The organism is Bradyrhizobium sp. CCGUVB4N (genome assembly GCF_024199945.1).
In the GTDB taxonomy this organism is placed as follows: domain Bacteria; phylum Pseudomonadota; class Alphaproteobacteria; order Rhizobiales; family Xanthobacteraceae; genus Bradyrhizobium.
Genome location: NZ_JANADP010000001.1, coordinates 2,885,829 through 2,902,891, shown reverse-complemented (window position 1 = coordinate 2,902,891; position 17,063 = coordinate 2,885,829). Strand labels below are relative to the sequence as shown.

15 protein-coding genes are annotated in these 17,063 nt (G+C 63.8%); 8 read left to right on the top strand and 7 right to left on the bottom strand.

Going from position 1 to position 17,063, the window contains the following annotated elements; all coding sequences use genetic code 11:
• The first annotated feature begins 23 nt into the window (after positions 1 to 23).
• The 7 genes from NLM31_RS13160 (at position 24) to NLM31_RS13130 (ending at position 8,207) form a co-directional block, all read left to right on the top strand.
• Positions 24 to 1,292: an ROK family protein gene (locus tag NLM31_RS13160; RefSeq protein ID WP_254192495.1), complete on the top strand. Its 1,269-nt coding sequence runs from the start codon at positions 24 to 26 to the stop codon at positions 1,290 to 1,292.
• Positions 1,293 to 1,376: 84 nt separating this feature from the next.
• Complete coding sequence (locus tag NLM31_RS13155) at positions 1,377 to 2,555, top strand: alanine--glyoxylate aminotransferase family protein (protein WP_254192494.1); 1,179 nt, start codon at positions 1,377 to 1,379, stop codon at positions 2,553 to 2,555.
• Between the two features lie 29 nt (positions 2,556 to 2,584).
• Positions 2,585 to 3,592, top strand: coding sequence for an extracellular solute-binding protein (locus NLM31_RS13150; protein ID WP_254192493.1), 1,008 nt, complete (start codon positions 2,585 to 2,587; stop codon positions 3,590 to 3,592).
• A 5-nt stretch (positions 3,593 to 3,597) separates the two neighbouring features.
• The gene (locus tag NLM31_RS13145; RefSeq protein WP_254192492.1) at positions 3,598 to 4,659 is read left to right on the top strand and encodes an ABC transporter ATP-binding protein; all 1,062 of its coding nucleotides are present in this window, start codon (positions 3,598 to 3,600) and stop codon (positions 4,657 to 4,659) included.
• Positions 4,656 to 6,293, top strand: coding sequence for an iron ABC transporter permease (locus NLM31_RS13140; protein ID WP_254192491.1), 1,638 nt, complete (start codon positions 4,656 to 4,658; stop codon positions 6,291 to 6,293). The genes NLM31_RS13145 and NLM31_RS13140 overlap by 4 nt, the downstream gene beginning before the upstream one ends.
• Positions 6,294 to 6,310: 17 nt before the next feature.
• Entirely contained in the window at positions 6,311 to 7,375 is a 1,065-nt protein-coding gene (locus NLM31_RS13135) for a low specificity L-threonine aldolase (protein WP_254192490.1), read from the top strand.
• Between the two features lie 154 nt (positions 7,376 to 7,529).
• Positions 7,530 to 8,207 carry an RraA family protein gene (locus NLM31_RS13130; protein WP_254192489.1) on the top strand — a complete coding sequence of 226 codons (678 nt, stop codon included), beginning with the start codon at positions 7,530 to 7,532 and terminating at the stop codon, positions 8,205 to 8,207.
• Positions 8,208 to 8,294: 87 nt separating this feature from the next.
• Here NLM31_RS13130 and NLM31_RS13125 read toward each other — a convergent pair whose 3' ends face one another.
• The 7 genes from NLM31_RS13125 to NLM31_RS13095 form a co-directional block, all read right to left on the bottom strand.
• The gene (locus NLM31_RS13125) at positions 8,295 to 9,254 is read right to left on the bottom strand and encodes an amidohydrolase family protein (RefSeq protein WP_254192488.1); all 960 of its coding nucleotides are present in this window, start codon (positions 9,252 to 9,254) and stop codon (positions 8,295 to 8,297) included.
• Complete coding sequence (locus NLM31_RS13120) at positions 9,251 to 10,531, bottom strand: MFS transporter (RefSeq protein WP_254192487.1); 1,281 nt, start codon at positions 10,529 to 10,531, stop codon at positions 9,251 to 9,253. Before NLM31_RS13120 ends, NLM31_RS13125 begins: the two co-directional genes overlap by 4 nt.
• A gap of 67 nt (positions 10,532 to 10,598) precedes the next feature.
• A complete protein-coding gene (locus tag NLM31_RS13115; RefSeq protein ID WP_254192486.1) occupies positions 10,599 to 11,513 on the bottom strand; it encodes an NAD(P)-dependent oxidoreductase in 915 nt (304 codons plus the stop codon).
• Positions 11,514 to 12,872: an MFS transporter gene (locus NLM31_RS13110; RefSeq protein WP_254196176.1), complete on the bottom strand. Its 1,359-nt coding sequence runs from the start codon at positions 12,870 to 12,872 to the stop codon at positions 11,514 to 11,516.
• Between the two features lie 191 nt (positions 12,873 to 13,063).
• Positions 13,064 to 13,987 carry an SMP-30/gluconolactonase/LRE family protein gene (locus NLM31_RS13105; protein ID WP_254192485.1) on the bottom strand — a complete coding sequence of 308 codons (924 nt, stop codon included), beginning with the start codon at positions 13,985 to 13,987 and terminating at the stop codon, positions 13,064 to 13,066.
• Complete coding sequence (locus tag NLM31_RS13100) at positions 13,984 to 14,895, bottom strand: amidohydrolase (protein WP_254192484.1); 912 nt, start codon at positions 14,893 to 14,895, stop codon at positions 13,984 to 13,986. Before NLM31_RS13100 ends, NLM31_RS13105 begins: the two co-directional genes overlap by 4 nt.
• Before the next feature lie 119 nt (positions 14,896 to 15,014).
• Positions 15,015 to 15,767, bottom strand: coding sequence for an IclR family transcriptional regulator (locus NLM31_RS13095; protein WP_254192483.1), 753 nt, complete (start codon positions 15,765 to 15,767; stop codon positions 15,015 to 15,017).
• Between the two features lie 155 nt (positions 15,768 to 15,922).
• On the opposite strand from NLM31_RS13095, the gene dinB reads away from it, so the two are divergent.
• The gene (gene dinB / locus NLM31_RS13090; protein ID WP_254192482.1) at positions 15,923 to 17,023 is read left to right on the top strand and encodes a DNA polymerase IV; all 1,101 of its coding nucleotides are present in this window, start codon (positions 15,923 to 15,925) and stop codon (positions 17,021 to 17,023) included.
• The last annotated feature ends 40 nt before the right edge of the window (positions 17,024 to 17,063 follow it).

The following is a 17,063-nucleotide window of genomic DNA, read 5'->3' as shown; positions in this document are numbered from 1 at the left end:
TGCGATGAATTAAATAGGACAGCATGACTGACCAGACTGAGTTGCCGAGACGAATTTCAGGCACGGCCCGCGGCTCGAACCGGGGCCGCCTGGTGGAAGTGCTGCGACGTCACGGACCGCTGCCGCGTGTCGAGCTGGCCCGGAGCACGGGACTGAGCTTCCCGGCCGTTTCCGGCCTGACCTCCAGGCTGATCGCGGAAGAGTTGCTGTGCGAGACCGAGACGGCCGCACCCCCATGGTCGGACGATCCCGACGAAGACGATTTGGATGGGCTGAATGCCCGCCGCCGCGGCCGGCCGGCCGTGCTGCTGACCCTGAACCCGGAGTTCGGCCGCGTCGTCGCGGTCTCGCTGCGCATGAATCTGATCGAGACACTGATCGCGGATTTCAGCGGCTTCAGCCTGGCGCAGTCGCGGCTCGAAATCGCAACGCGGGCGCTCGATGCGGGCGCGTTGTGCGACCTCGTGATCACGCAAATCAATGCGATGCTGGAGGCGACGGCGACACCGCGCCATCGGCTGCTGGGAATAGGCATCGCCCTCCAGGGCATCGTCAACGCGGATACCGGCCGTCATCTGTGGAGCCCGGCGCTGTCCGTCACCGACATCGACCTGGCGAAGCCGGTGCGTCAGGCATTCGGCACCGAAGTCGTGATGGCGAATGATGCCGTCGCGGTCGCGCTCGCGCTCGCGGCCGCCGAGCCGTCACTGGCCCAGGGCCTCATGGCCCTGATCCTGATCGGTCACGGCGTCGGCATGGGCATCGTGGTCGACGGTGAAGCACGTTTGGGCGCCGGCGCCGGCAGCGAGATCGGCCATACCAAGCTGGGATCGAACGGGCCGCAATGCCGCTGCGGCCAGCGCGGCTGCATCGAGGCCCATCTCGCCGACTATGCGCTCTACCGCGACGCACGCACCTTCCTCGACTTGCCGCCGGCGGCGTCGCAGCAGCCCTCCGAGGCGCAGATGAGCCTGCTGCATGAGCGGGCACGAAGCGGGGACCCCCGCCTCGAGCACGTCTTCCAGCAGGCCGGCCGCGCGCTCGCCGAGGCGGTCGCGGCAACGATATCCGTGCTGCGCCCGCACCATGTCGTCCTGGCAGGGCCCGGCCTGCAGGCCTTCGACATGATGCGGCCCGCCTATGAGGAGCGGCTCGAGCAGGCGGTATTGCCATGGCTGCTCAAGTCCACGACGATCCATCTGCGTCCAAGCGAGTCGGCGGCGATCGTCGATGGCATGATGCGACGGACGCTGCGGGACGTTGACCGAAACCACATGGACGCAACAGAATAAGCAACGGAACGGCCCCGATCATCAGGACGATCCTGAGGGCAGCGGTCTTGTTCCCAATAAGCGTCAGAACGGTGACTTCAGGCTATGACCACGACAGACACGCCATCCGCCATTCCCGCGACGGGATATCGTCTCCGGCTTCCAGGCCCCACTGAAGTGCCCGAACGGGTACGACAGGCCGCGGCACGGGTGATCGTCAACCATCGTGGTCCCGAGTGCAAAGCCGCGATCGGCGAGACCGAGGAGATGATCCGTCCGGTCCTCGGTACGACGAACCGCGTGATGTTCTTTGCGAGCTCGGGCACAGGCGTCATGGAAGCCGCGCTCGTCAACGTGGTCGGGCCTGATAGCCGGATCCTCGTGGTCGAGCATGGCCAGTTCGGCGAGCGCTTCACCTCGATCGCCAAGGCCATGAACATCTCGGTCGACACGGTTGCGAACGAGTGGGGCCAGGCCGTCGACGTTGCCGCGGTGGAGGCTCGGCTGCGCGAGCGCAGCTATCGCGCCATCGTGGTCGTCCACAATGAGAGCTCGACCGGAATGGTGGCCGACCTTGCCGCCCTCGGCGCGCTGGTGCGCGACCGGCCCACGCTGCTCATCGCGGACTCCGTCAGCGGTCTCGGCGGCATCGCGATGCGGCAGGACGAATGGGGCGTCGACATCGTCGTCTCGGCATCGCAGAAGGCGCTGATGTGTCCGCCGGGCCTCGCGCTTGCCAGCGTGAGCCCGAAGGCGTGGCGCGTGATCGAGCAGGACGAGCGGCGATCGGTCTTCTTCTGGGATTTCCGCCGGGCGCTGAAGTCTATTGAGCTGAACGAGACTCCGTTCACGGCGCCGGTCAGCCTGCTCTACGGCCTGCGTGAGTCCCTGCTGATGATGCACGAGGAAGGCCTCCCGAACGTGCTCGCACGCCATGAGCAGCTGTCCGGTGCGCTGCGCGCCGGCGGCGCGGCGCTCGGGCTTGCGGATTTTTGCGAGCGCGGACCGCGCTCGAGCACCGTCGTCGTGTTCAAGGTGCCCGACGGGCTCGAGGGCGGAACGATCGTGCGGCGGCTCTATGCGGATCATCGCACGGTGATCGCGGGGGCGCGCAACCGCCTCTCCGGCCGCGTCATCCGGTTTGGCACGATGGGGGCATTCAGCGCCGCAACCATCCTGACCGACCTGCTTCATCTCGAAGACGTCTTGACCAAGCTCGGCCTCCCGGTCGAAGCTGGCGCCGGGCTCAAGGCGGCGACCGAACATCTCGCCAAAACCAAATAAGCAACAACAGAACCGAAAAGGCGACCCCGATGAGAACTCCGGCCTCGATCCTCGCCCGCGGCGTCGCGCTGGCGGTCTCGCTCCTTGCGGCCGGATCGGCCTGGGCCGAGCAGCATGTCGTGCTCTATTCGGCCAACGACGACACCGTGAACAAGTTGGTCGCCGACGGCTTCGCCAAGGCGACCGGAATCAAGGTCGACGTGGTGTCGACGGGATCGGGCGTGCTTGTGCGCCGCATCACATCCGAGGCTGCCAATCCGCAAGGCGACGTGATCTGGGGCGTCAGCGCCACGATCCTGCGGCTGGCGAGCCCGTATCTCCAGGCCTACCCGGCCAAGGACCGCGAAGCCGTGCCGGCGCAGTTTCGCGATCCAAAGGACCTCTGGCTGGGGACGAACATCCAGGTCGTCGTGATCGGGGAGAACACCAAGGCGATCGACAAGGACACCGGGCCGAAATCGTGGGCCGATCTCCTCGATCCGAAATTGAAGGGCAAGCTCGCCTTCACCGACCCCAGCAATTCCGGCTTCTCATATGCGGCCGCCACGCTGCTTCTGTCGCAATGGGGCGAAGGAGATGCAGCCTGGACCAAGATGGGCCAGTTGCTTGCGAACGCAAAGGTGCTCAATCGCTCGACGCAGGTTTTTGAAGGCGTCGGCAGCGGCGAATATCCGCTCGGCATTACGCTGGAATATGCCGGCTTCCTGTGGGCGCACAATGGCGCGCCCGTGAACGTCGTCTATCCGGCCGAGGGCACGCATGCGGTCGTCGAGGGCGCGGCCATCCTGAAAGGCGGACCGAACGCTGAAGCGGCCAAGCAGTTGATCGATTATCTTGCCAGCAAGGATGTGCAGGAGATGCTGCTGAAGGCGACGTTCCGGCGGCCCGCGCGTCAGGATATCGATCTCGGCGCCGTCGCACCCGGCATGCTGCCTTTCTCGGCGATCAAGGTGTTGCCCTACGACGATGCCAAATGGGAAGCGGCGCGGCGTGACACCCTCGCGCGGCTGAAAACGACGATCCAGGATACGCGCTGAAGTCCATGACCGCGATCCGGATCGAACGGCTGACCCGCACCTTCGGCCCGGTGCGCGCGGTGGACGACATCTCGCTCGCCATCGCGCATGGCGAGTTGTTCACGCTGCTCGGACCATCGGGTTGCGGCAAGACGACGTTGCTGCGCATGATCGCCGGCTTCGTCGACGTCGAATCCGGATCGATTTCCTTCGGCGACCGGCGCATCGACAATCTGCCCGCGCATCGCCGCGACACCGGCATGGTGTTCCAGAACTACGCGATCTTTCCGAACCATACCGTGGCCGAAAACGTCGCCTACGGACTGAAGGCGAGAAAGATTCCGGCGGCCGACATCAAGTCGCGGGTCGACAAGGCGCTCGAGCGTGTGCGCCTCTCAGGCTATGGTCCGCGCTCGCCGCACCAGCTCTCGGGCGGCCAGCTGCAACGCGTGGCCATTGCGCGTGCGCTCGTGATCGAGCCCGCGGTGCTCTTGTTCGACGAGCCGCTGTCCAATCTCGACGCGCAGCTGCGGACCGAGATGCGTATCGAGATCCGTCAACTGCAGCAGGCGCTCGGCCTGACCGCGATCTATGTGACGCATGACCAGGAGGAGGCGCTCGCCATCTCCGACCGCATCGCCGTCTTGCGGCACGGCAAGGTCGAGCAGGTCGACACACCCGAACGCATCTACCGGATGCCGCAGACCGCCTTCGTGGCCGAATTCCTCGGCTCGACCAACATGGTGCCGGGCGTCGCAAAAGCCTTCGACGGCCGCAACACCCAGGTCGCCGCGGCCGGAACGGAGTTTTCGGTCAGGGGCGAGGTCGGGAAGCCGGGCGCAAAGGTTTTGCTGTCGCTCAGGCCGGAGGCTTTACGACTAGCGGACAGCTTTGACGGTCCTCGCGTTCAGGCCCGGCTGGCGCTGCGCGAGTTTCTCGGGCCGGTGCAGCGGCTTCACGCCACGCTGCCTGACGGCACCCAGCTTCGGGTCGCGGCGCTCGGCGGCGCGACGTTCGACGCTGCGCCTGGCGCATCGCTCGTGCTTGCTTATGACCCCGCACAGATCATTGCGTTTCCCGCGCCATGAAACGCTTCGCGACCATCGTGGCCCTGGTGTCGCTGGTGCTGCTCGCGGTGTTCCTGCTTTACCCGCTCGCGCTCGTGCTCGATGCCAGCATCCGGATCGACGGCACTGGCGCCTTCACCTTCGGCAACTACGCGGCGATCGTGAAGAGCCGCTATTACCTCGGCTCGATCGGCAACTCTCTGCTCGCGGCGGCTCTCGCAACAGGCCTTGCATGCGCGATCGGCATCCCGCTCGCCTTCTGCCTCGCAAGGGTTGATGTGCCGGGCCGCGCGCTGCTGCTGACGCTGGCGTCGCTGCCGCTGGTGCTTCCCTCGTTCGTCAGCGCCTACGCTTTGGTGCTGTTGTTCGGCCACGCCGGCGTCATCACCACGGCCCTGCGCGGCATCGGCATCCCGATCGGCTCCATCTACGGCATGCCCGGCATCGTGATCGTGTTCACGCTGACGCTCTATCCCTATGTGGTGATGCCCGTGCTGGCGGGCTTTCAGGCCGTCGACGCCTCGATGGAGGAAGCCGCCCGCAATCTCGGTGGCTCGCCGTCTTACGCGGTCCGCACCGTCCTGCTGCCGATCGTGATGCCGGCAATTCTCGCCGGCGGCCTCCTGGTCTTCATCGAGGCGCTGGAGAACTTTGGCGTGCCGGCGGTGCTGGCCGAAGACCGGCCGTTTCTCGCCGTCGACATCTTCAAGCTGTTCGCCGGCGAGTCCGACGCCAACCCCGCCGCTGCGGGCGCACTCAGCGTGCTGTTGATCGCCTGCACCGCGCTCGCGCTTCTCGTTCAACGGCACTATCTCGGCAAGCGCCGCTTCTCGACCAATGCGCGGAGCGCGCCCGCAAAGCTGGCGCTGTCACCGGGATTGCGGCTGCTTGCCGCGATCATGAGCTGGGGCATCGTGATCGTCTCGCTGCTGCCCTTCGCGGCCGTGTTGATGGTTTCGGTGCTGCGCTTCCGCGGCCCCGTCCTGACCTGGGAGCTCGGCCTGGACAATTACGCCACGCTCTTGTCCGGGTCCTATCGTCCGCTGCTCAACACGCTGACGCTTGCGAGCATCGCCGCCGTCGCGACGATGCTGATCGGTGCGCCGATCGGCTATGTCGTCGCCAGGCATCGCTCCCGCCTGTCCGGGCTGCTCGACTTCGTCGGCATGGTGCCGTTCGCGGTCTCGGGCACGATCCTTGCGATCGGCCTGATCGTTGCCTTCAACAGCGGACCGCTCGTCCTGACCGGCGGCTGGCTGATCCTGGTGATCGCCTATGTCGTCCGCAAGCTGCCCTTCGCCATCCGGTCGTCCTCGGCGATCGTGCACCAGCTCGATCCCTCGCTCGAGGAAGCCTCGATCAATCTCGGCGTGTCGCCAAGCCAGACATTCGCGCGCCTGACGGTGCCGCTGATGGCGAGCGGTCTGGTCGGCGGCCTCGTCCTCGTCTGGATCACGGCCGCATCCGAGCTGAGCGCGACCATCGTGCTCTATTCGAGCCGTTGGGCGACCACCACCGTCGTGATGTACCATGCGATCGAAGGCACCGGCGCAGGCCTAGCTGCCGCCGCGGCCGCCGTCCTCATTCTCGTCACCGCGATCCCGTTGCTTCTCATCAACCGGCGCGTCAACAAGCAGGAAGCGACCGTCATATGACGGCAGGACAGGACGTTATGAACGACACACCCCGGACGCTCCCGAACTTTCGCAGCGACAATGTCGCACCGGTCGCGCCCGAAATTCTCCAGGCGATCGCTGAGGTCAATTGCGGACCGGCCGCCTCCTATGGCGACGACGATTATTCGAAATTGCTGAACCAGCGTTTCTCGGCGCTGTTCGAGGCTGAGGTCACGGTTTTCCCCGTCGCGACCGGCACGGCTGCCAATGCCCTGTCGCTCGCGGCGTGCGCGCGACCCTATGGCGCGATCTACTGCCACGAAGAGGCCCATGTTCACACGGCGGAAGGCGGCGCGACCGAAGCCTTCACGGGCGGCGCGAAGCTCCTCACGCTGCCCGGCCCGAACTTTCGGATCGAGCCGGGACTGCTGCGCCTGGCGCTCGCCGGGACGGCCTGGGGAGTTCGCAATCGCTCGCAACCCGACGCAGTGTCGATCACCCAGGCCAGCGAATTCGGCACCGTCTACTCCCTCGCCGAGATCGCGGAGATCAGTGCGATCGCCCGTGACAAGAATCTGTCCGTGCACATGGATGGCGCCCGCTTCGCCAACGGACTGGCGCGGCTCGGCTGCAGCCCGGCGGAGATGACCTGGCGCGCAGGCGTCGACATCCTGTCCTTTGGCGCAACCAAGAACGGGGCCATGTCGTCGGATGCGATCGTGGTGTTCGACCGCGACCTCGTCGAACCGCTGTCCTATCGGCTTCGCCGCGCCGGCCAGACCTGGTCGAAGATGCGCTATGCGTCTGCACAGCTGCTCGCCTATGTCGAGGACGGCCTCTATCTGCGGCTCGCGACCAAGGCCAATGCCGTGGCCACACGTCTTGGCGCAGGTCTCGCCGCGCTGCCCGGCGTTCGGCTCGTTGCACCGGTGGAAGCCAATCTGGTTTTCATCAACCTGCCCGTCTCGGCCATCAACCGGCTCGCCGCGACCGGCTTGCCATTCGCGCGACGGGGCCAGGATATCGTCCGCTTCGTGACCCGCTTCGACAGCACCGAGCAGGAAGCCGACGAGGTCATCGCGCTCGTTCGCGCTGCGGCAATTGACAAAGTCAGTCGCTGAAGCGATAACATAAATGAAATACCGTTTCATTTTCAGGTGAAACGTTGCTTCAGGGGAGTTCCCCTCCAGGCCGTGCAGCAAGCCCGCCTGCAATTTCCCGCGACACCGATAGCGAAACGGCGCTCGAATTGGCGCCCAGCCGAAGGGAAGGCTCATGACCGTAGGATTCAGAATTCAGAAGCGGCAGCGCAAAGTGTCCGCCGACATCGTCGAGCGCTTTTCGCGCTTGCCGGTCGCCAATGTCAGCGACAGCATGTCCCGGATGACCGCGGCCGGCGCGCGATTGCGTCCGATGCACCAGGGCGGCGGGATGGCAGGCACCGCCTTCACGGTGAAGACGCGGCCCGGCGACAATTTGATGATCCACAAGGCGATGGCCCTGGCAGAGCCCAGCGATGTCATCGTGGTCGATGCAGGAGGCGATCTGACCAACGCGTTGATTGGCGAAATGATGCTGACCCGGATTATTCAGATCGGCCTTGCCGGTGTCGTGATCGATGGCGCCATTCGTGATGCCGCGTTCATTCGCAACCAGAATTTTCCGGTCTTTGCGGCTGGCGTGACCCATCGCGGACCTTACAAGAATGGGCCGGGCGAAATTAACGTCCCGATTGCGATCGACGGCATGGTGATCGAGCCCGGCGACCTCATCATCGGCGACGACGATGGACTGCTTTGCGTTCCGTTTAGCGAAGTGGACGAGGTGTACAAGGCCTCCGCGGCGAAGCTTGAAGCCGAGCAGAAGCAGATGGCGAATATCAAGGCAGGCACGCACGACGCTTCCTGGGTCGACAAGGCGCTGCGCGAGTTGAAGTGCGAAGGTCTCGACTGAGCGCTCGCCGGCTGTTGGCGGGATCATGATGCGACATTCGGATCATGATCCCAATGGCACGCCCCTGTTCGCGCCTCGGAGCCGGCTCTAGAAACCGAACAGCTCGGCCGGGTTTTCGACCAGGATACGCCGGCGCGTTGCATCATCCGACGCCCATTCCGCCAACAGATCGACCAGCAGGGCATCATCCGGCTTGGTCCCGCGCTGGGTCGGGTGCGGCCAATCGGTGCCCCACAATATGCGCTGCGGGGCCGCCTGCACATATGCGCGTGCCACTTCGCTCGCATCGGCATATGGAGGCCCGAGCTTGCTGTCTTCATAGGGCTCGGTGACCTTCACCCACGCGCGCCCCTCGTCCAGCAATCGGCGCACCACGGCAAAACCCGGATGCCGGACGCCGTTCGGCTGAGGAATGCGTCCGAGATGGTCGACAACGACCTTGGTCGGCAGCACGCGGATCACGCTCTCGTGCGCGACAATTTGATCCGCCGTCATCAGGATCTGGACGTGCCAGCCGAATGCGGCCACCCGCTTCGCGAGGGTCGCCAGCATGTCTGGCGTTGTGGTCCCCCAGGTTTGAGGCGATACGAAATTGACACGGATCGCCCGGACGCCGGCGTCCGTCAGCGCCTGCAGTTCCTCGTCCTTGACGTCAGTGTCGACGACAGCGACACCGCGCGAGGAAGAACCGAGCTGACCCAGCGCATCCACGAGACAGCGATTGTCGATACCGTAGGTCGACGGCTGCCCGACGACACTGCGCGTCGTGCCAAGGCGGCGACGCAGCAACTGATAATCGGTGACCGTTGCTCCCGGCGGAAAGCCCTGTTTCCAGTGCGGCGATACCGGAAATCTCCCGTCGTAGATGTGATGATGGCAGTCACAGGCGTCCGCGGGCACATTCAGACGTGGCGGCGCCGATCCCGTGGTGTTGGGGACAGCCTGCTCGACGCCGCCGGCCCAGGCAGCCGTGCCATAGACCAGCATCCCGGCGAGCACGCCACGCCGCGTCAGCACGTGTTCGCGTGGATTGAATGGCGCGATCACGGCTTCACCGTCGCCATATCCGCAGCCGAGCGCGTCGCGCCGCGGCCAAGCATAAGCACGAAGACTGACGCTACGGCACAAAGCAAGGCCAGGGGCAACATCCCGAGCACAAAGCTGCCGGTCCACTCCTTGGTGACGCCGACCACGTTCACCATCAAACCGCCACCGATGAGATTGGCGATCGCGTTGATGCCGGCGAGCCCGGCTGCGAGTGTGCTGCTCGACAACCAGCTTGCCGAAAGCGCCCAGAACGGCCCCTTGAACGCATAGGCCCCCACCAGGCAGCACGAAACCATGACGACCGTCGGCACGATGGCGGCGCCGGACAGTCCCAAACCGGTGAATCCAGCGGCGGCAAGCAGCAACGGAATCGCCGTGTGCCAACGGCGTTCGGCGGTCTTGTCCGAGTGTCGTCCCCACAGCACCATGAGCACGATGGCAACGCCATAGGGGATCGAATTGACGAAGCCGGTCTGAAGATTCGTGAGGCCGAACGACTTCAGCAGCTGCGGTTGCCACACCGACAGCACGCTCCCTGTCGCCGAAGCGCTCGAGCAAACCAAGGCCATGATCAGGAAATACTTGTTGGTCGCGAGCTGCCAGAGCGAGAGATGCCCGATGGGCTTGCGCGTCGCGGCCTCCGCCTCCATGCGTCCGTTCAACCAGTCGCGCTGCTCTGGCGTGAGCCATGACGCCTGCGCCGGCTTATCGGTCAGCATAAACAAGCACGCCAGACCGAGCAGCACGGTCGGCAATCCCTCAAGAATGAAGAGCCATTGCCATCCGCGGAGGCCGAGAGCGCCATCGAGCTCAAGCAGACCAACCGACAGAGGTGACCCCAGGAAGGTCGCTAGCGGGATCGAGATCGTGAAAATGGCGAGGATACGCGCCCTGTACGGAGACGGGAGCCAGTAGGTCAGATACAGGATCGCGCCGGGGAAGAAGCCTGCTTCCGCCGCACCGAGGAGGAAGCGCATGGCGTAGAGCGAGTACGGCCCGACGACGAAGGCCATGCAGGCCGTGATCAGGCCCCAGCTGATCATGATGCGGGCGATCCAGCGTCTCGCGCCGACCTTTTGCAGTGCGAGGTTACTTGGCACCTCAACCAGAAAATAGGAGACGAAGAACAGGCTCGCAGCGAAACCGAACATCGACGGCGTAAGCCCAAGATCCTTGTTCATCTGCAACGCGGCGAAGCCGACATTGACGCGATCGAGCAGCGCAAAGAAGTAGCAGACCATCAGGAACGGAACGAGGCGCAGGATCACCCTGCGCATCGTGACTTTCTCAATATCCTCAACGCTTGAAACAACTCCCGTCACGGTCGTCTCCCTTTTCGCGCGGCTATTCTGCCGCTTTCGCATTGGCATTCATCTTGGCCACCATCGCTTCGACCGCGATCTTGTAATTGGCCGGAATGACACCGTTGAAATGTTCCTTGAGACCGAGGCTCTGCTTCCAGCGAAGACGCTCAACCGTCGCGCGCGCCATGAGCGGCTCGATACCGGCGTCGGCGACCGCCTCGGCGGCCATCTCGACCTCTTCGGTCCGTCGCTTCGCGTGAATCACGCCGGACGGGATCAGACTTGCAACCGTGTCCATGAACGGGCGGGTCAAGGTCTTGGAGGCTGACGCCAGCACCGCCTCATCGAGACCGTAGGAGCCGGCGGCGAGCAACATCTCGTCAATCAGGGCCTCGATGCCCTTGATGAGCACCGAGCGAAGGATCTTGATGCCCGACGCCGTGCCCAGCTTCTCGCCGACATATTCGATGCTCATGCCCCAGGGCACGAGCAGGTCGACGACGCGCCGACCGGCGGGACCGCTCGACAGCATGTGCATGGTGTAACCCATCTGGGACGTTCCCATGATGGACCCGTCGCCAAGCACGGCCCCTGTCTTGGCGAGCCGCTCTGCCACGCCGTACTTCACTTTCGGCGTAGCGGATGCGAAATCGAGGAAGGTGTGGCGGCCATCGAGCACGGGCGCGAACGACGCCGCGCTGTCCAGCGACGCGGAGCCCGGCGTCACACTGAAGATCAGTTCGGCTGCATCCGCCAATTCCCTGTTCGACTTGACCAGCGTGACGCCGGCCGCCCTGGCCCTGCTCTGGATCAGATCGGCGTAGGGACCATCGAAGGCATATTTGTCGTAGCTGAAGACCTGCTCGAGGCCCGCTTCACGCAGTCCCTTGCCGATGGTGCTGCCGATCTCGCCGTAGCCGACGAGACCCAGGCGGAATTGCTGCTGATCGCTCATTTAAGTTCCCTTCGAGAGGCTTGCGGCCGGACTGACGCGGGAATCGGCCGCCCCGACCTGATGCTGGAGAGAGATGCCGACCACCCGGATGAGGATGGCGGCCAATGCTAGAAACGCCGCGACCGAGATCAGCGCCAATGAAAAGCTGTCCGTCGACTGCTTGATGGCGCCAATGAGATAGGGTCCGACGAAGCCGCCGAGATTGCCGACCGAGACGATGATCGCGAGCCCGCCGGCGGCCGCGCGACCGGTGAGAAAGCTCGACGGGATCGGCCAGAACGTCGACTGGTAACACATGATCCCGATCACGGCGCCGCAGAGCGCGAGGATGGAGATCAGCGCCGACGACGTCGCATAGCCGCAGACAACCAGTGCCAACGCACCGAACAGCAGCGCAGAAGCGACAAACCAGCTTCGGTCGCCTCCCCGATCCGAGAGACGTGCCCACAACATCATGGTTACAGCACCGCACACATAGGGAATGGCCGCGATGAATCCGACGGCAACGATGCCGAAGCCGAGCCCTTTGATGATCTGCGGCATCCAGAGGCCAAGCCCGACCGAGCCGATGATGGCACAGAAGTTGACAACCGCGCAGACCATGACGCGCCAGTTCGTGAAGGCATCCTTCAGCGTAGACGAGTGCCTGGCCGCGATCGCCTGGCGTTCTGCCGCAAGCACCTGGACCAGCCAGCTACGCTCCTCCGCGGTCAGCCATTTCGCCTCCTCCGGCCTGTCGGTGAGAGTGAAAAGGCATACGAACCCGAGAAGGGTCGCGGGCAGACCTTCGATGATGAGGAGCCACTGCCATCCATGCAGGCCGGCGATGCCGTCAAGCGTCAGAAGCGAGCTCGAAATCGGCGCACCGATGATGTTGGCGATGGGGATGCCAAGCAGGAAAGCGGCTGTTGCGGTGCCTCTGACGCGCGCCGGGAACCAGTAGGTGAAATAGAGAAACACGCCCGGCGTGAAGCCCGCCTCGCCAAGACCAAGCAGAAAACGCATCGCGCCGAAACTCACGGGGCCAACCACGAATGCCGTCGCAGCCGAGATGATGCCCCAGGTGATCAGGATCCGGGCGATCCACTTGCGGGCGCCAAGCGCTTGCAGCGCCAGATTGCTCGGAATCTCGGCCAGGAAATAGCCGAAGAAAAACAGGCCGGCGCTCCAGCCGAATTGCGATGGGGAGATGCCGAGATCCTGGTTCATCGTCAGGCTTGCGACGCCGACGTTCACCCGATCGAGATAGGCCACGAAGTAACAGAGCAGCAGGAAAGGAACGATCCGCCAAAGAACCTTGGAAAGGATCCGCTGCTGCTCAGCTGTGAACTCGGTGCCAATCGACGCCGCGGGGGCCATTGCCATTCGGTGTCCTCCAAAATCGCCGGTCTGTCGCGGCTCTTATTTTTTGGCTGGATACCTCAATCCCGATCAGGGATCAAGAATTTTGAAACGGCGTTTCGTTTTATCGTTGAGGACCGGAAATGCTGTCGCCGCGATGCTGCGCGTGACGGGAACCCGAGGCTGGCGCCCCGCGGCGCCCGCGGCCCCTATTCGATGTGCGAGAACATTTGCTGGCCGGGAAGCTCGAGCTCGGCGCGTAGCAGCGTTGCCGTGCGGCTCTCGGTGATGAAGAGGCTGCTTTGCCCGGGTCCGCCAAAAGCGAGATTGGTCGTGCCGACACCCGCGCAAGACACAATCCTGTCCAGCGGTTCAGCCAGAGGCGAAAGCCGCCATACGGAACCGAAACCGGTGTGACAGATCAGCAGATTGCCGCCGCTGTCCAAAGCGAGTCCGTCGGGGCCTCCCGGGCCTCCATGCAAATGCGAGAATATTCCGACCTTGGTGGTCAAGCCACTTGCGGGCAAAGGCACACGCCAGATCTGGTTCGCGCGAGTCACCGCGACGAGCAGGAAGCTTTCCTCTTGATCGACCACAATCCCGTTCGGACTGGGGATCGTGTTGACCAGGCAGGTGAGCCGGCCATCAGGCGTCAGCCTCCAGACCCGTCCCGTCGGATCGTGCATCCCGGTCTGGCCCTGGTCGGTGAAATAGAGATTGCCGGATGGCGCGAAGACGAGATCGTTGACACCCTTGAAGCTCTCGCTGGCGGCCGTTTCCATAAACGGCGTCACGGCACCACTCGCTGGATCGAGCAGCATGATCCCGCGCTTGTAATCCGTGATGAAGATTCTTCCGTCGCGGTGGATCTTCAATCCGTTCGGCCATCCATCGTACTCGGACACGAGCTCCCAATCTCCTTGCGGAGACACCCGGAAGACGCGCCCGTATGGAATATCGGTGACGTAGAGACGACCTTGGCGGTCAAACGATGGACCTTCCAGGAACGAATCGATCGCCCGACCACCCTGATTGGCGTCCGCCCAGACGGTGCGGCGAGGCTTCCGGAAATGCTCCGGAAGTCGGGTGAACACGGTCGTTTCAATTCTGCGCGGCGGGCTGAAGAACGTCATTTTGACAACGGCGCGAAGCCGTAAAGCTCTACGGGATTGTCGACGAGAATACGCTTGAAGACGGCATCGCCGCCGACCCAATCGTGGAAGAGATCGAAGAGCTGCGCATCATTTGGCTTGTGCTCCTTCTCCGAGGGATGCGGCCAGTCACTGCCCCACACCATTCGCTCGGGCGCAGCCTTTGCGTACGCAGCGGCCACCGCCCCTGCATCTTCAAACATGGGTGGCCCCTTTTTCGTGGTCACGTAGGGCCCGGACAATTTCACCCACGTTTTTCCGCGATCGATCAGTTCGCGCGTAATCTTGTAGGCCCTGCTGTCAAGGCCCGCGGGTTGCGGCACCTGGCTCAGGTGATCGAACACCAGCTTTGTCGGCAGCGACTGAAGCAGCGCGGCGTTGTCTTCGAGCTGATCGGGCCGGATGTTGAACTGGCAATGCCAGCCGAGATCAGCGAGCTTCGGCGCCAGGATCTTCAATGAGACAAATGTCAGCACGCCGGGATAGGCGAGATTGAAACGGACGCCGCAGACACCCTGCTCGCCAAGCTGCTTCAAATCCGCGTCCGAAACGTCCTCCGCCACCACCGCAACGACGCGGAAGTTTTCCGTGCCGAGCGCTTTTCGGGATGCAATCTGTAACCGATTGTCCGTTCCATAGGTCGACGGCTGAATGATCACGCCTCGGCTGGTGCCGATACGACGTTGAAGCGCGCGATAGTCATCGGGCAGCGCGTCGTCAGGCAAGAGCGTGGCATTCTTTATGACGGGATAATTCTTGTCATAGGTATGGAAGTGGCAGTCCGTTGCCCCCGGCGGCGCGAGAAATCGCGGCTTCTCGGCGCCGCTCGACCAGCGAACCTCGTCCGCCCGCGCCATTCCCCTTGAAAGAGCAGCCGCGGACAGGCCCATCAAAGCGGCCCTTCGCGTAAGCGATGCTGAAGGCACGACGTCATCCTCCCACGTCTTGTTGGGAGAATTATAAGCCGGCGGGGCGGCCTGTCGCAAGTAAAATGAAATGGCGTTTCGTTTTACGATGACGCGTCGGCGACCCGTTTGCGAGAACTCTTCGCCAAGGCGGGCGGCACGGTTCCGCCGCATGCAATCGTTAGCTTGGTTGCCGCCTCGACCAGCGCGCCCTTCACCTGCTCCGCTCTCGCGGATGTCAGCCGGCTCACCGGACCGGAGATAGCCAGCGCACCAACCAGCTTGTCTCCGACACCGAAGACGGGCATGGCCAGCGCTGCAGCGTGAAGGTCCGTCACTCCCGACGTGAACAGCGGCAGTTCGTCGTTGGGCCCCGGTGGTCCGGATTCATAGCGTCGCAATGTCTGCGCGATGGCGGCTTTGTCCATCGGGCGGCTATCGCCAGGTTGCACCGTCATTCGAATTCGGTTCGTGCTCTCGACACGAAACAGGCAAAGTCTCTCGTCGCCGTTCCGGACGTAAAAGGAGGTCGTTTCGCCGGTCTTCGCTGTCAAATGCTCGAGCACGGGCATGATATGATCAGAGAGACGAAAGGCCTGCTGATAGGCAGTCCCGAGGCGAAGCGTTTCCGCGTCCAATCGGTAAGAACCATCCGGAAGGCGCGCGATCAACCGGTAGCGCTGGAGAGACAAAGCAAGCCGCATGATGGTGCTCTTGACCAGACCCGTCCGCTCGGCCAGTTCAGCCAAGCTCAGGGCTCCATCGCCGCGACGGAAAGCCGTGAGCACGGCAAGCGCGCGTTCAGCCGCGGAGACGCCCTCAAGGGCGGGAAGCTTCTTCTCGGTCGTCTTTGCCATCTTAAATCCTCTCCCTCCAGTCTTTACGTCAATATCGCGGCGGGTAGAAGCATCAGATGTGTCCTCATCGTCACGGGGAAGGAGCGGCCAACCTTGTCACCGGAAACGGGCCGCGCCACCTCGCGATTCTCTCGAGCCGATTGTATCATCCGCGCATGAGAGAATCCGGCACCGTGGAAGGCGACGCGACGCGCGTCCGCAAGATCATCCATATCGACATGGATGCCTTCTACGCATCGGTGGAACAGCGCGACAATCCGGAGCTGCGCGGCAAGCCCGTCGCCGTCGGTGGGTCGGCCGAGCGCGGCGTGGTAGCCGCGGCGAGCTATGAAGCGCGCAAATTCGGCGTTCGGTCCGCAATGGCGTCGGTGACCGCGAAGCGGCAATGTCCCGACCTGATCTTCGTGAAACCGCGCTTCGAGGTCTACAAGGCGATCAGCCGGCAGATCCGCGAGATTTTTGCCGAGCACACCGAGATCATCGAGCCCTTGTCGCTCGACGAGGCCTATCTCGACGTGACCGAGAACCTGCAGGGTATCCCGCTCGCGCGCGACGTCGCGCTGCGGATTCGCGAGAAGATCAAGGCCGAGACCGGCCTCAACGCTTCGGCGGGCATTTCCTACAACAAGTTCCTGGCCAAGCTCGCCTCCGATCACCGCAAGCCCAACGGACAGTTCGTGATCTCGCCGGAGATGGGACCCGCCTTCGTCGAGACGCTGCCGGTCGGCAAGTTCCACGGGATCGGACCGGCGACAGGTGCGAAGATGAACGCACTCGGCCTGTTCACCGGTCTCGACATCCGCAACCAGACGCTCGAGTTCATGAACGCGAACTTCGGCAAGTCGGGCGCTTATTATTACTGGATCTCGCGCGGCGTCGACGAACGGCCGGTGCGGGCCAACCGGATCCGCAAATCGATCGGTGCGGAAACCACGTTCTCGACCGATCTCGCCGAATTCGACGTGCTGGTCGCCGAGCTTCGGCCCCTCGTCGACAAGGTCTGGCGCCATTGCGAGACCACCGGCAGCCGCGGCCGCACCGTCACCTTGAAGATCAAGTTCGCCGACTTCGAGATCATCACACGCAGCAGGTCCGCCCCTACGCCGGTCGCAGGCCGGGACGAGCTGGAGCGGCTGGCCTGCGGCCTGCTCGAAGTCGAGATGCCGCTGCCGAAGCGCGTCAGGCTGCTCGGCGTATCGCTGTCGTCCCTCCAGCTCGGCGACGATGCGGAGCCGCAACTGACCTTCGGCATCTGATACGAGCTAAATCGTGCTACACATGGGACCGATGACGAGG

Excerpts from the sequence above, each read along its gene's own strand:
- NLM31_RS13095 (WP_254192483.1), bottom strand. The coding sequence starts at position 15,767 with ATGGCAAAGACGACCGAGAAGAAGCTTCCCGCCCTTGAGGGCGTCTCC.
- NLM31_RS13105 (WP_254192485.1), bottom strand. The coding sequence starts at position 13,987 with ATGACGTTCTTCAGCCCGCCGCGCAGAATTGAAACGACCGTGTTCACC.
- NLM31_RS13130 (WP_254192489.1), top strand. The coding sequence starts at position 7,530 with ATGACCGTAGGATTCAGAATTCAGAAGCGGCAGCGCAAAGTGTCCGCC.
- NLM31_RS13110 (WP_254196176.1), bottom strand. The coding sequence starts at position 12,872 with ATGGCCCCCGCGGCGTCGATTGGCACCGAGTTCACAGCTGAGCAGCAG.
- NLM31_RS13150 (WP_254192493.1), top strand. The coding sequence starts at position 2,585 with ATGAGAACTCCGGCCTCGATCCTCGCCCGCGGCGTCGCGCTGGCGGTC.
- NLM31_RS13120 (WP_254192487.1), bottom strand. The coding sequence starts at position 10,531 with ATGCGCAGGGTGATCCTGCGCCTCGTTCCGTTCCTGATGGTCTGCTAC.
- NLM31_RS13140 (WP_254192491.1), top strand. The coding sequence starts at position 4,656 with ATGAAACGCTTCGCGACCATCGTGGCCCTGGTGTCGCTGGTGCTGCTC.
- dinB (WP_254192482.1), top strand. The coding sequence starts at position 15,923 with ATGAGAGAATCCGGCACCGTGGAAGGCGACGCGACGCGCGTCCGCAAG.
- NLM31_RS13160 (WP_254192495.1), top strand. The coding sequence starts at position 24 with ATGACTGACCAGACTGAGTTGCCGAGACGAATTTCAGGCACGGCCCGC.
- NLM31_RS13145 (WP_254192492.1), top strand. The coding sequence starts at position 3,598 with ATGACCGCGATCCGGATCGAACGGCTGACCCGCACCTTCGGCCCGGTG.
- NLM31_RS13135 (WP_254192490.1), top strand. The coding sequence starts at position 6,311 with ATGAACGACACACCCCGGACGCTCCCGAACTTTCGCAGCGACAATGTC.
- NLM31_RS13115 (WP_254192486.1), bottom strand. The coding sequence starts at position 11,513 with ATGAGCGATCAGCAGCAATTCCGCCTGGGTCTCGTCGGCTACGGCGAG.
- NLM31_RS13100 (WP_254192484.1), bottom strand. The coding sequence starts at position 14,895 with ATGGGCCTGTCCGCGGCTGCTCTTTCAAGGGGAATGGCGCGGGCGGAC.
- NLM31_RS13155 (WP_254192494.1), top strand. The coding sequence starts at position 1,377 with ATGACCACGACAGACACGCCATCCGCCATTCCCGCGACGGGATATCGT.